The following is a 13,540-nucleotide window of genomic DNA, read 5'->3' on the forward strand; positions in this document are numbered from 1 at the left end:
GCGCGAGCGTCGTTGGGGGAGTGGTCGCGGGTGAGCAAGCGGCAGATACAGAAGATGCTGCGGCTGATGGCCGGCGGGGAGCCCGTGCAGGTCACCAGTGCCATGGCGTCCGTGAAGAAGCTCGCCAGACTCGCCTTCGTGGCGCAGCAGTTCGGGTACGAGTACGCGGACGTACGGCAGGGCGGCGCCAACAACAGCTCGCTCGTCATGCTGATCGTCCCGGACCCGAGCCCGTACGCCCGTGCGCGGGCCGCGCAGAACTGGGCGCAGTATCCGAACGCGGGGGACGGGGTCTCCCTGCCGCCGTTCGTGCCGGACGCGCTGGAGCTGCTGAAGGCTCGGATCAACTTCGATCTCACCGGGAAGAGCACCGAGAAGCGGATGCTCTTCGCAGGGGTCGGCGCCACGGTGGGTGCGGGTGCCGTCGCCGTGCAGGACGGTGGCGGCGCGCTGCTCTGGGCCGGTGTCCTCTGGGTCGTCCTCATGGGCATCCTCGCCATCGGGTTCGTCGTCAACCGGCGGCGCAACGCCAAGTTCGCGGCCCGCCTCCAGGCCGCCGGGTTCACGCCGGTCGCCGACGAAAGCGGGCGGGTGCGGTATCTGCCGCCGGGCGGGCAGCTGCCGGGGCACGGCAACCCCTTCGGCCAGCAGCCGTATCCCCAGCCGCAGCCTTACCCACAGGCGCCTCCCCAGCCGTACGCCCCCCAGCCGTACGCCCCCCAGCAGAACCCCTACTGGCAGCCCCCGACCCACTGATCCGGAGCGACCTCTCACCCCGCCTCCCCCCAAGGTGAGAGCAAAGTTCCTTTCCGGTCACCCACAGCCACAGTCCGGAAACGCGCCCTCCCTACCTTCGGGATGAACCTGAGCCCGGAGCCCCGTGGAGGCGTCATGACGGCCCCTAGTACAGCCCCCGCACCCCCGTCCCCCGGCAGGGGCGGACGCTGGATCCAGCACTGGGATCCGGAGGACGAGACGTTCTGGAAGGAGACGGGGGAGCGCGTCGCCCGGCGGAACCTGTTCTTCTCCGTGCTGTCCGAGCACATCGGTTTCTCGGTCTGGACGATGTGGTCGGTGCTGGTGCTGTTCATGGGGCCGGAGTACGGGCTCACGCCGGCCGACAAGTTCCTGCTGACCTCGGTGGTCACCCTGGTCGGGGCCGTGGTCCGGGTGCCGTACACCTTCGCCGTCGCGATCTTCGGCGGGCGGAACTGGACGGTCATCTCCGCGGCCATGCTGCTCATCCCGACGATCGCCGCGTTCACCGTGATGGAGCCGGGGACCTCCTTCTCCACGTTCGTCCTCGTCGGTCTCCTCGCCGGTGTCGGCGGCGGCAACTTCGCCTCCTCCATGACCAACATCAACGCCTTCTTCCCGTTGAAGAAGAAGGGGTGGGCGCTCGGGCTGAACGCCGGCGGCGGGAACATCGGCGTGCCCGTCATCCAGCTCGCCGCCCTCGCCATCATCGGGGCGAGCGGCGGGCCGCGCGTCCTGCTCGGGATCTACATCCCGCTGATCCTCGTCGCCGCCGTCCTCGCCGCGCTCTTCATGGACAACCTGGAGAACGTGAAGAACGACACCGGGGCCGCGAAGGACGCCGCGCGCGACGGGCACACCTGGATCATGTCCTTCCTCTACATCGGGACGTTCGGCTCCTTCATCGGGTACAGCTTCGCCTTCGGCCAGGTGCTGACGAACCAGTTCGGGCGTACGCCGCTCCAGGCGGCCTACCTGACCTTCATCGGCCCGCTGCTCGGCTCCCTGATCCGGCCCCTCGGCGGCTGGCTCGCCGACCGCTACGGCGGGGCGCGCATCAGCCTCTACAACTACGTCGGCATGGGTGCCGCCACCGCCGTCCTCATCTACGCCAGCGTGCAGAAGTCGCTCGCGCTGTTCGTGTCCGTCTTCGTCGTACTGTTCGTGCTCAGCGGGCTCGGCAACGGCTCCACCTTCAAGATGATCCCCGGCATCTTCCACGCCAAGGCCCTCGCCAAGGGGCTGAAGGGCGAGGAGGCGGCGGCCTACGGGCGGCGGCTGTCGGGTGCGTCGATGGGGCTGATCGGCGCGGTCGGCGCGCTCGGCGGGGTCGGCATCAACATGGCCTTCCGGCAGTCGTTCCTCTCCTATGGCTCCGGAACCGGCGCGTTCGTCGCCTTCCTGGTCTGGTACGCGGCGTGCTTCGTGGTCACCTGGTCCGTATACCTTCGCCGCCGCCCGGCCGCCCCACAGCCGGCCGCCGAATCGGCCACCGAGAAGAACACGCAGCTCAGCTACGCCGAGGTGTGACGTAACACCGGCGACATCAAGCCGAACCGAGCCTGTCACGCGGCGTTGACAGGCTCGGCGGCATGTAGGTCCACGACTCGAGTGCGGGACGAGAGTGATGTACGAACAGCAGCCGGACAACGGGACCCCAGAGCGGGCCGAACACGGGCCCCTCGCCGGGTTCACCGTGGGTGTGACCGCCGCGCGCCGCGCCGATGAACTCGGCGCCCTGCTCCAGCGGCGCGGAGCCGCGGTCCTGCACGCCCCGGCCCTGCGGATCGTGCCGCTCGCCGACGACAGCGAGCTGCTGGCCGCGACCAAGGAACTGCTCGACAAGGTGCCGGACGTGGTGGTGGCCACCACCGCCATCGGGTTCCGCGGATGGATCGAGGCCGCCGACGGGTGGGGACTCGGCGAGCCGCTGCTGGAGCGGCTGCGCGGGGTCGAACTGCTGGCCCGCGGCCCCAAGGTCAAGGGCGCGATCCGGGCCGCCGGGCTGACCGAGGACTGGTCGCCGTGCTCCGAGTCGCTGGCCGAGGTGCTGGACCGGCTGCTGGCGGAGGGCGTCGACGGGCGCCGGATCGCCGTACAACTGCACGGTGAGCCGCTGCCCGGGTTCGTGGAGGCGCTGCGGGCGGGCGGCGCCGAGGTGGTCGGGGTGCCGGTGTACCGCTGGCTGCCGCCGGAGGACCTGACGCCCGTGGACCGGCTGCTGGACGCCGCCGTCGCCCGGGGCGTGGACGCGCTCACCTTCACCAGCGCGCCGGCCGCCCAGTCCCTGCTGAACCGCGCCGAGGAACGCGGACTGCTGCCCGACGTGCTCGCCGCCCTCGGCCACGACGTCCTGCCGGCCTGCGTCGGCCCGGTGACCGCGCTGCCGCTCCAGGCCCACGGCGTCGACACCGTGCAGCCCGAACGCTTCCGGCTCGGCCCGCTCGTCCAGCTGCTCTGCAAGGAACTGCCCGGCCGCGCACGGTCGTTGCCGGTCGCCGGGCACCGGGTGGAGATCCGCGGGCACGCCGTGCTGGTGGACGGGGAGCTGCGTCCGGTGCCGCCCGCGGGGATGTCCCTGCTGCGGGCGCTGTCCCGGAGGCCGGGCTGGGTGGTGGCGCGGGCCGAGCTGCTGCGGGCCCTGCCGGGCGCGGGCCGCGACGAGCACGCCGTCGAGACCGCGATGGCCCGGCTGCGGACGGCCCTCGGCGCCCCGAAGCTCATCCAGACCGTCGTCAAACGCGGCTACCGGCTGGCCCTCGACCCGGCGGCCGACGCCAAGTACGCCGACGCCTGACCCGGCGGCCCGTGGGCGTCCCGAGGGGTTCCGGCCGGGAAGCCGGGCAGGCACTGTAGGAGGGAACAGGAGACTCCTCCTAGGCGGTGACAGGCGCATGGCACTGGGTACGGCCACGGAAGCCCCCGAGCTGCGGTTCGACGCCGGGCGCCACTGTCTCGACCTGCTGGCGACCACTCACCCCGGGGAACGGCTCGACTCCGTCGGGATGTTGTGCGCCTGGATCGCCGGGGCCGGCCTGGTGCCGCCGGGCACTCTGCTCGGCCACGCCGACGCCTCCTGGCTGCTCGGCTTCCGCGAACTGCGCGGCCGTATCGACCCCTTGGTCCGCGGCACGCTGCGCGTCGCCGCGCCCGGCACGTCGTACGACCACGCGCTCGCCCGCGTCAACGAGTTGGCCCGCACCGCGCCCCCGGCGCCGCGCGCGGTCCGCGCCGACGACGGCACGCTGGTACGGCGGCTGGACCGGCCCCCGGACTGCCCCGCGCTCCTCGCGGCCGTCGCCCGGGACGCCGTGGACCTGCTCACCGACCCGCTCGCGCGGGCCTGTCTGCGCCAGTGCGCGGGCGACGACTGCCCCATCGTCTACCTCGACACCTCACGGGGGCGGCGCAGGCGCTGGTGCTCCAGCGAGGTGTGCGGGAACCGGGTGCGGGTGGCCCGGCACCGGCGCCGGGCGGCCCTCACAAGTGCGGCCCCGGTGAAGTGATTCAGGCAACACGGCAGGCGGCACGGCAGTCACCTGGCAGGCACGCCGCAGGAGCCGCCGCCTTTGCCTTCGTGGGGGAAATGTGAAGACGCTACGAGGGGATTGTGCATTCATGTCCCCCTCGTCACGCCGTCTCGAAGAAATCTGTCGCCTCGCTTTGAACACCTCGCGCCCGGCGCGCGTACACGTCGTCGAGCGACCGGTCGGGGGAACCCCCGGACATCGGAGGTGGGCGTGCGCAAGGATTCCGTCGTGGCCAAGGAACGTGGAACGAGGGCCCGACATCGCATGTCCGCCCAGCCTCCGGAGCCCGACGAGGAGTTGATGCGCGCGCTGTACCGCGAGCACGCCGGACCCCTGCTCGCCTATGTGCTGCGCCTGGTCGCCGGAGACCGGCAGCGCGCCGAGGACGTGGTGCAGGAAACGCTCATCCGTGCCTGGAAGAACGCCGGTCAGCTCAACCGAGCGACCGGATCGGTACGCCCCTGGCTGGTGACGGTCGCCCGGCGCATCGTCATCGACGGCCACCGCAGCCGGCAGGCCCGGCCGCAGGAGGTCGACCCGTCGCCGCTGGAGGTCATCCCCGCGGAGGACGAGATCGACAAGGCGCTGTGGCTGATGACGCTGTCGGACGCGCTCGACGACCTGACCCCGGCTCACCGGGAGGTGCTCGTCGAGACGTACTTCAAGGGGCGTACCGTCAATGAGGCGGCTGAGAAACTGGGGATACCGAGTGGCACGGTGCGCTCCCGGGTGTTCTACGCGCTGCGTTCGATGAAGCTGGCACTGGAGGAGCGGGGGGTGACGGCGTGATGAGTGCATACGGGGGATACGACGCGGGGGGTCCGGGTATGTCTGGCCCCATGCAGGGATCTCAGGGGGCACAGGGACCCACGGGCCCGAACGAACACGAGACCGTCGGCGCCTACGCCCTCGGGATTCTCGACGACGCCGAAGCAACCGCTTTCGAGGCGCATCTCGCGAGCTGCGAGTGGTGCGCCGAGCAGCTCGACGAGCTGGCCGGCATGGAGCCGATGCTGGCCGCGCTCGCCGACCTGCCCGGCACCGGCAGCACGCCCGCGATCGGGGAGTCCCTGTCGGCGAAGCCCAGCCCGCGGCTCGCGGAGAGACTGGTCGACGAGGTCGCCGAGCGCCGCGCGCAGAAGCGCCGGCGCGGTTTCTACATGGTCGCGGCGGCGGCCGCGCTGATCGTCGGCGGCCCGTTCGTCGCCGTGGCGACCAGCGGGGGCGGCGACGACGGCGGCCCGAAGGTGTCCGCGCACGCCGGCAGCCCCGCCAAGGCGTCGTTCGACGACATCGACGACAAGGTCACCGCCACCGACCCCGGCACCCAGGTCAGCGCGACCGTGGCGCTGGAGAAGAAGGCGTGGGGCACCCATGCCGTCCTGGAGCTGAAGAACGTCAAGGGTCCGCAGAAGTGCGCCCTGATCGCGGTCGGCAAGAACGGCGAACGCGAGACGGTCACCTCCTGGTCCGTCCCGAACTGGGGCTACGGCATCCCGGGCGCCACCACCGAACAGGCCAAGCAACCGCTGTACGTCCACGGCGGCGCCGCGTTCACGCCCGACGAGATCGACCACTTCGAGATCATGACCTTCGACGGCAAGCGGCTGGTGGAGGTCGACGCCTAGCGACCGGCCCGGCGGGGCCGCGCCCCTGGGGGCGCGCCCCCAGGGGCGGGGGAACGGCGCGACCGGGCACGACGGACCCGCACCCGCCGGCGGACGGAACCCCCTCTTCAGTAGGCGCCCCGTAGCCGCGAGCCGCCCTCTTCGCGTACGGTTGACGGCTGCCCAGCACGTCAGAAGGGGGCCCGGTGGCCGCACAGGCTCAGCAGGATTCCGCGGTCGACTCGGTTCAGGACACCGGTCACGACTCCGTACGCGATCGCGAGATCGGCGTCGAACAGGAACACCTCGACAAGGTCTACCGCCGCCTGGAGGAGAAGATCCACGAGGCGGAATTCCTGATGGAGGACGCGGCCCGCCGCGGCCAGGTCGGCACACCCGGCGCGCTCGCGGAGCGGGACGCGCAGGTCTTCCGGGCGGGCGTGCACCTGAACCGGCTGAACAACGAGTTCGAGGACTTCCTGTTCGGCCGGATCGACCTGCTGCTCGGCAAGGACGGCAAGAAGGGCCCCGACGGCGCCTACACGGCGGTGGAGCCCGCCGAAGGGGCGGTACGCCCCGACAGCACCGCCGACATCGCCGAGACCCTGCACATCGGCCGCATCGGCGTCCTCGACCAGGACTACGCCCCGCTGGTCATCGACTGGCGGGCCCCCGCCGCCGCCCCGTTCTACCGCTCCACCCCGGTGGACCCGGGACGGGTCGTACGGCGCCGGGTGATCCGTTCCAAGGGCCGCCGGGTCCTCGGCGTCGAGGACGACCTGATGCGTCCCGAGCTGAAGGCGTTCCTGGACGGCGACGAGCTGCCCGTGATCGGCGACGGCGCCCTGATGGCCGCCCTCGGCCGGGCCCGCAGCCACACCATGCGGGACATCGTCGCCTCCATCCAGGCCGAGCAGGACCTGGTGATCCGCGCGCCCGCCGCCTCCGTGACGTACGTCGAGGGCGGCCCCGGCACCGGCAAGACGGCCGTCGCCCTGCACCGCGCGGCCTACCTCCTCTACCAGGACCGCCGCCGGTACGCGGGCGGCATCCTGATCGTCTCCCCGACCCCGCTGCTGGTGGCGTACACCGAGGGCGTCCTGCCCTCCCTCGGCGAGGAGGGCCAGGTCGCCATCCGGGCGATCGGCTCGCTCGTCGACGGCGCCGAGGCCACGCTGTACGACTCCCCGGCCGTGGCCCGCGCCAAGGGCTCGTCCCGGATGCTGAAGGTGCTGCGCAAGGCCGCGCGCGGCGCGCTGGAGCCGAACGGTTCACCGGACCGGCTCAGGGTCGTCGCCTTCGGCCGCCGCCTCGAACTGGAGGCCGACGAGCTGGGCCGGATCCGCCAGGCCGCCCTCGGCGGCACGGCCCCGGTCAACCTGCTCCGCCCGCGCGCCCGCAAGCTGCTCCTCGACGCCCTCTGGGAGAAGTCCGGCGCCGCCGGCCGGCACACCGACCCGGAGCTGGCCGCCGAGCTGCGCTCCTCCTTCGACGAGGACGTGACGAGCGAGGACGCGTTCATCGCCTTCCTCGACGCCTGGTGGCCCGAGCTGACCCCGGCGGGCGTGCTCGCCGCCATGGCCGACGAGCGGCGGCTCGGCCGCTGGTCCCGGCGGGTGCTCAACCCGGGCGAGGTGCGCAAGGTGGCCCGCTCGCTGAAGCGGGACGGCCACTCCGTGCACGACATCGCGATGCTCGACGAGCTGAACGCCGTCCTCGGCGCCCCCGCCCGGCCCCGCAGGAAGCGGGAGCTGGACCCGCTGGACCAGCTCACCGGCCTGGAGGAGCTGATGCCGGTGCGCGAGGAGTCGCAGCGCGAGCGCGCCGAGCGGCTGGCGCAGGAGCGGGTGGAGTACGCGCACGTCATCGTCGACGAGGCCCAGGACCTCACGCCGATGCAGTGGCGCATGGTCGGCCGCCGTGGCCGGCACGCCACCTGGACGATCGTCGGCGACCCGGCCCAGTCCTCGTGGTCCGACCCCGACGAGGCGGCGGAGGCCCGCGACGAGGCCCTGGGCACCCGCCCGCGCCGCCGCTTCCGGCTCACCGTGAACTACCGCAACCCCGCGGAGATCGCCGAGCTGGCGTCGAAGGTGCTGGCGCTGGCGATGCCGGGGTCCGAGTCGCCGTCGGCGGTGCGCTCGACGGGCGTGGAGCCGCGTTTCACGGTCGTGGGGGAGTCCCTGGGCGAGACCGTCCGGGAGGAGGCCGCGCGACTGCTGGAGCGGGTCGACGGCACCATCGGCGTCGTCGTCGCCATGAACCGGCGCGAGGAGGCGCGGCGCTGGCTGGCCGGGCTCGGCGACCGGGTGGTGGCGCTGGGCAGCCTGGAGGCGAAGGGCCTGGAGTACGACGCGACGGTCGTCGTCTCCCCGGCGGAGATCGCCGACGAGTCCCCGGCGGGCCTCAGGGTGCTGTACGTGGCCCTGACCAGGGCGACCCAGCAGCTGACGGTGGTCTCCGGCGAGCGGGACGAGGCGGACGCGGCCGGGGTCCCGGATCTGCTGAGGGACTGACCGGGGGAGTTTTCCCCGGACGGGAATGGCCTTCCGGGATCGTTTGTTAGCCTGGGTGTGACACCGGCTCGATCCAAGCCCCCGGGCCCAACCTTCGTCGCTACGAGCGACCACTTGCCGCGAGGCGAGCATGGCGGGTCGGTGTCATGAACGTTCGAAGAGGCCCACGTCCGATGTGACGTGGGCCTCTTTGTTGTCGTATCCCTGGCTGATTGAATCTCGTATCGTGGAAGATGTTTTCCAAAGTTCGCGGCCACCCGTGAACAAAACGTCCGCAATTCGGGGCGGCTACCGCGTACTCAGGGGTAGGTGCGACGATCGGACGGCACAACTTCGCGACACGGTGAAAGCAGAGGAAGTCGGCCATGGCAACGGCGCCCAGCGTCTCCTACTCGATGACCATCCGGCTGGAGGTGCCCGCGAGCGGAACCGCCGTCTCGCAGCTCACCACCGCCGTGGAGTCCTCCGGAGGCTCGGTGACCGGCCTCGACGTCACCGCGTCCGGCCACGAGAAGCTCCGGATCGACGTCACCATCGCGGCCAGCTCGACCGCGCACGCCGACGAGATCGTCGGCAAACTGCGCACCATCGAGGGCGTCACGCTGGGCAAGGTCTCCGACCGTACGTTCCTGATGCACCTCGGCGGCAAGATCGAGATGGCGTCGAAGCACCCCATCCGCAACCGTGACGACCTCTCCATGGTCTACACGCCCGGCGTCGCCCGCGTCTGCATGGCGATCGCCGAGAACCCCGAGGACGCCCGCCGTCTGACCATCAAGCGCAACTCCGTTGCGGTCGTGACGGACGGCTCCGCCGTGCTCGGCCTGGGCAACATCGGCCCCAAGGCCGCGCTGCCCGTCATGGAGGGCAAGGCGGCCCTGTTCAAGCGGTTCGCCGGCATCGACGCCTGGCCGATCTGCCTCGACACCCAGGACAGCGACGCCATCGTCGAGATCGTCAAGGCGATCGCCCCCGGGTTCGCCGGCATCAACCTCGAGGACATCTCCGCCCCGCGCTGCTTCGAGATCGAGGCCCGGCTGCGCGAGGCCCTGGACATCCCCGTCTTCCACGACGACCAGCACGGCACCGCCATCGTCGTGCTCGCCGCCCTCACCAACGCACTGCGCGTGGTGAACAAGGGAGTTGGCGACGTCCGCGTGGTCATGTCCGGCGCCGGCGCGGCCGGTACGGCCATCCTCAAGCTGCTGATCGCCGCCGGCGTCAAGCACGCCGTCGTCGCCGACATCCACGGCGTCGTGCACGCCGGCCGCGAGGACCTGGTCGAGGCCGCCCCCGACTCCCCGCTGCGCTGGATCGCCGACAACACCAACCCCGAGGGCATCACCGGCACCCTCAAGGAGGCCGTGCGCGGCGCCGACGTCTTCATCGGCGTCTCCGCCCCGAACGTCCTCGACGGCGACGACGTGGCCGCCATGGCCGACGACGCCATCGTGTTCGCGCTCGCGAACCCCGACCCCGAGGTGGACCCCGCAATCGCCCGCCAGACCGCGGCAGTTGTGGCCACCGGCCGCTCCGACTTCCCGAACCAGATCAACAACGTGCTGGTCTTCCCGGGCGTCTTCCGCGGCCTGCTCGACGCCCAGTCCCGCACGGTGAACACCGACATGATGCTCGCGGCCGCGAAGGCCCTCGCGGACGTCGTCACCGAGGACGAGCTGAACCCGAACTACATCATCCCGTCCGTCTTCAACGACAAGGTCGCGGGCGCCGTCGCCGGCGCCGTGCGGGACGCGGCGAAGGCGGCGGGCGCCACCGCGTAGCACCGCGCGCAAAATCCCTGGCGGGACTGTGCCGGGGCTGTGAGGATCGACACGATGAGCCGCCGCCACGGCGCGTCGTGGAACCGAGCGACCCCGGGCGCCCTCTAGGGTAGGCGGGCCGTCGGCCGCCGCCATCCGGGTGGACGGCCGGTCAGGGGCGCTCCTCGTGTGACTCCCAAGGGTGTTCTCACGACTCCAATGGGTGCCGGATTGGCTTTCCCGCCGCAGGTAGGGGCAGGATGCGGTCCTGGGCGCGAGCGTCTGACGACGGACCCGGGTCCGGGACCCGTCCGAGGGCCCTGGCAGCATCGGCTTCGCTGTGCCCGAGATGCGGCTTCGCCGCGTGGCACGCCCCAACAGCAAGAAGAACACGGGAGTAACAACATGAACCGCAGTGAGCTGGTGGCCGCGCTGGCCGACCGCGCCGAGGTGACCCGCAAGGACGCCGACGCCGTGCTGGCCGCGTTCGCCGACGTCGTCGGCGACATCGTCTCCAAGGGGGACGAGAAGGTCACCATCCCCGGCTTCCTGACCTTCGAGCGCACCCACCGTGCCGCTCGCACCGCGCGTAACCCGCAGACCGGCGAGCCGATCCAGATCCCGGCCGGCTACAGCGTGAAGGTCTCCGCGGGCTCCAAGCTCAAGGAAGCGGCCAAGGGCAAGTAAGGGCGCGTTTACGTGAAGCCTTGCTGAACGCCGATGGGGCGGTCACCCGGACTCGGGTGGCCGCCCCATCGGCGTGTCGGAGCAGAAGTGTCAGCCGAGGGCCTTGCCCGGCAGCTCGACCTTCGCGCCCAGCTCCATGAGCTTCTCCATGAAGTTCTCGTAGCCGCGGTTGATCAGGTCGATGCCGTGGACCCGGGACGTGCCCTGGGCCGCCAGCGCCGCGATGAGGTACGAGAAGCCGCCGCGCAGGTCGGGGATGACCAGGTCGGCGCCCTGGAGGCGGGTCGGGCCGGACACGACCGCGGAGTGCAGGAAGTTGCGCTGGCCGAAGCGGCAGTCGGAGCCGCCCAGGCACTCGCGGTACAGCTGGATGTGCGCGCCCATCTGGTTCAGCGCGGAGGTGAAGCCGAGCCGGGACTCGTAGACCGTCTCGTGGATGATCGACAGGCCCGTGGCCTGGGTGAGCGCCACGACCAGCGGCTGCTGCCAGTCCGTCTGGAAGCCGGGGTGCACGTCCGTCTCCAGGGCGATGGACTTCAACTGCCCGCCCGGGTGCCAGAAACGGATGCCCTCGTCGTCGATCTCGAAGGCGCCGCCCACCTTCCGGTAGGTGTTGAGGAACGTCATCATCGAGCGCTGCTGGGCGCCGCGGACGTAGATGTCGCCCTCGGTCGCCAGCGCCGCGGACGCCCAGGAGGCGGCCTCCAGCCGGTCCGGGAGGGCGCGGTGCGTGTAGCCGCCGAGCTTGTCCACACCGGTGATGCGGATCGTGCGGTCGGTGTCCATCGCGATGATGGCGCCCATCTTCTGCAGGACGCAGATCAGGTCCTCGATCTCCGGCTCCACGGCCGCGTTCGAGAGTTCCGTCACGCCCTCGGCGAGCACCGCCGTCAGCAGCACCTGCTCGGTCGCGCCGACGGACGGGTACGGCAGCCGGATCTTCGTGCCGCGCAGCCGCTGCGGGGCCTCCAGGTACTGGCCGTCCGCGCGCTTCTCGATCGTCGCGCCGAACTGCCGCAGCACGTCGAAGTGGAAGTCGATCGGCCGCCCGCCGATGTCGCAGCCGCCGAGGCCGGGGATGAAGGCGTGCCCGAGCCGGTGCAGCAGCGGGCCGCAGAAGAGGATCGGGATGCGGCTGGAACCCGCGTGGGCGTCGATGTCGGCCACGTTGGCGCTCTCGACGTGCGTCGGGTCCAGCACCAGCTCGCCCGGTTCCTCGCCCGGACGGACCGTCACGCCGTGCAGCTGCAGCAGCCCGCGGACCACCCGCACGTCGCGGATGTCCGGGACGTTGCGCAGCCGACTGGGAGCGCTGCCCAGCAGCGCGGCCACCATGGCCTTCGGTACGAGGTTCTTCGCACCGCGGACACGGATCTCGCCCTCCAGCGGGGTTCCGCCGTGGACAAGCAGGACATCGTCGTTGACGGTCATGAATCTCGCGTTCCGTATGGGAGTGTGGGGCAGGGCCGGAGAGACAGACTAATGGCCCCGGACCCCCCTTCCGTAAGCCCAAGTACCGCCCAGCGACGTCATAGCTGTGTCACAACACGAACCGTTCCCAATCGGGCACATGGGGTCACCACTGCCGCCGTGCGCGCGGGGTGCACCGGTGCGCCCCGCCGGGCGTTCACCCGGGCGTCACGATTGCCTCCCCACACCGGGGGAAGATGCGGGATCATGTCTGGCATGACCGAGGTGTCCTCGCTCACGGGGCGGCTGCTCGTGGCAACGCCCGCCCTGGCGGACCCGAACTTCGACCGTGCGGTGGTGCTCCTTCTCGACCACGACGAGGAGGGCTCCCTCGGTGTCGTCCTCAACCGTCCGACGCCGGTCGGGGTGGGCGACATCCTGGAGGGCTGGGCGGACCTGGCCGGCGAGCCCGGCGTGGTCTTCCAGGGCGGCCCGGTGTCCCTGGACTCGGCCCTCGGTGTCGCGGTCGTCCCCGGCGGGGCGTCCGGCGAGGCGGCGCCGCTGGGCTGGCGGCGGGTGCACGGCGCGATCGGCCTGGTCGACCTGGAGGCCCCGCCGGAACTCCTCGCCTCGGCCGTCGGCTCGCTGCGGATCTTCGCCGGGTACGCCGGCTGGGGGCCCGGTCAGCTGGAGGACGAGCTGGTGGACGGCGCCTGGTACGTGGTCGAGTCCGAACCCGGCGACGTGTCCTGCCCGGTGCCCGAGAGACTCTGGCGCGAAGTGCTCCGCCGCCAGCGCAACGAGCTGGCGATGGTGGCCACGTACCCGGACGACCCTTCGCTCAACTGAACCATGTGAGCTTCAGTACTCTTGGGTTCTATGAGCACTCTCGAGCCCGAGCGCGGGACTGGTACGGGGACCCTCGTAGAGCCGACGCCGCAGGTGTCCCACGGCGACGGCGACCACGAGCGCTTCGCCCACTACGTCCAGAAGGACAAGATCATGGCGAGCGCCCTCGACGGCACCCCCGTCGTGGCGCTGTGCGGCAAGGTCTGGGTGCCGGGTCGCGACCCGAAGAAGTACCCCGTGTGTCCCATGTGCAAGGAGATCTACGAGTCCATGGGCTCCGGCGGTGACGACAAGGGCAAGGGCGACAAGTAGGCCGTAGTCCGCCTGCCTCACGGATCTGCGTAAGGCCCCCCGGGGCGCGCTCGGTGCGCGCACGGGGGGCCTTACGTGTGCCGCGAAGTGTGTCACGAAGTGGTTGAGACCTC

At 71.4% G+C, this 13,540-nt stretch carries 12 protein-coding genes; 11 read left to right on the top strand and 1 reads right to left on the bottom strand.

The features are described from left to right. Positions 1-30: 30 nt before the first annotated feature. The 9 genes from ACSU6L_RS22785 to ACSU6L_RS22825 all read left to right on the top strand — a co-directional run bounded on the left by ACSU6L_RS22785 (position 31) and on the right by ACSU6L_RS22825 (position 10,856). Positions 31-756: a hypothetical protein gene (locus tag ACSU6L_RS22785; RefSeq protein WP_437059532.1), complete on the top strand. Its 726-nt coding sequence runs from the start codon at positions 31-33 to the stop codon at positions 754-756. A gap of 135 nt (positions 757-891) precedes the next feature. Further along, positions 892-2,286, top strand: a complete 1,395-nt coding sequence (locus ACSU6L_RS22790) for a nitrate/nitrite transporter (RefSeq protein WP_437059534.1) — start codon at positions 892-894, stop codon at positions 2,284-2,286. A 97-nt stretch (positions 2,287-2,383) separates the two neighbouring features. Further along, positions 2,384-3,553: a uroporphyrinogen-III synthase gene (locus ACSU6L_RS22795; RefSeq protein WP_437059536.1), complete on the top strand. Its 1,170-nt coding sequence runs from the start codon at positions 2,384-2,386 to the stop codon at positions 3,551-3,553. Positions 3,554-3,650: 97 nt separating this feature from the next. Further along, on the top strand, positions 3,651-4,262 hold the full coding sequence (locus ACSU6L_RS22800; protein WP_437059538.1) for a CGNR zinc finger domain-containing protein: 612 nt from the start codon (positions 3,651-3,653) through the stop codon (positions 4,260-4,262). Positions 4,263-4,490: 228 nt separating this feature from the next. Then, positions 4,491-5,075 (top strand): sigma-70 family RNA polymerase sigma factor, encoded by a 585-nt coding sequence (locus ACSU6L_RS22805; protein ID WP_437059540.1) that lies wholly within the window; start codon positions 4,491-4,493, stop codon positions 5,073-5,075. A gap of 50 nt (positions 5,076-5,125) precedes the next feature. Beyond that, complete coding sequence (locus ACSU6L_RS22810) at positions 5,126-5,914, top strand: anti-sigma factor family protein (protein ID WP_073938232.1); 789 nt, start codon at positions 5,126-5,128, stop codon at positions 5,912-5,914. 185 nt (positions 5,915-6,099) lie between these two features. Beyond that, positions 6,100-8,409 (top strand): HelD family protein, encoded by a 2,310-nt coding sequence (locus tag ACSU6L_RS22815; protein ID WP_437059542.1) that lies wholly within the window; start codon positions 6,100-6,102, stop codon positions 8,407-8,409. A gap of 365 nt (positions 8,410-8,774) precedes the next feature. Continuing rightward, the gene (locus ACSU6L_RS22820; RefSeq protein WP_437059544.1) at positions 8,775-10,190 is read left to right on the top strand and encodes an NAD-dependent malic enzyme; all 1,416 of its coding nucleotides are present in this window, start codon (positions 8,775-8,777) and stop codon (positions 10,188-10,190) included. A gap of 384 nt (positions 10,191-10,574) precedes the next feature. Continuing rightward, positions 10,575-10,856: an HU family DNA-binding protein gene (locus tag ACSU6L_RS22825; RefSeq protein ID WP_003990598.1), complete on the top strand. Its 282-nt coding sequence runs from the start codon at positions 10,575-10,577 to the stop codon at positions 10,854-10,856. A gap of 90 nt (positions 10,857-10,946) precedes the next feature. Here the strand turns inward: ACSU6L_RS22825 and murA are convergent, their stop codons facing one another. Next, on the bottom strand, positions 10,947-12,287 hold the full coding sequence (murA, locus tag ACSU6L_RS22830; protein ID WP_437059546.1) for a UDP-N-acetylglucosamine 1-carboxyvinyltransferase: 1,341 nt from the start codon (positions 12,285-12,287) through the stop codon (positions 10,947-10,949). A 255-nt stretch (positions 12,288-12,542) separates the two neighbouring features. Here murA and ACSU6L_RS22835 point away from each other — a divergent pair, with 255 nt between their 5' ends. After that, positions 12,543-13,115 (top strand): YqgE/AlgH family protein, encoded by a 573-nt coding sequence (locus ACSU6L_RS22835; protein WP_073938236.1) that lies wholly within the window; start codon positions 12,543-12,545, stop codon positions 13,113-13,115. A gap of 30 nt (positions 13,116-13,145) precedes the next feature. Further along, a complete protein-coding gene (locus ACSU6L_RS22840) occupies positions 13,146-13,427 on the top strand; it encodes a DUF3039 domain-containing protein (protein WP_073938237.1) in 282 nt (93 codons plus the stop codon). The last annotated feature ends 113 nt before the right edge of the window (positions 13,428-13,540 follow it).

This window comes from Streptomyces sp. enrichment culture (assembly GCF_964272855.1).
In the GTDB taxonomy this organism is placed as follows: domain Bacteria; phylum Actinomycetota; class Actinomycetes; order Streptomycetales; family Streptomycetaceae; genus Streptomyces.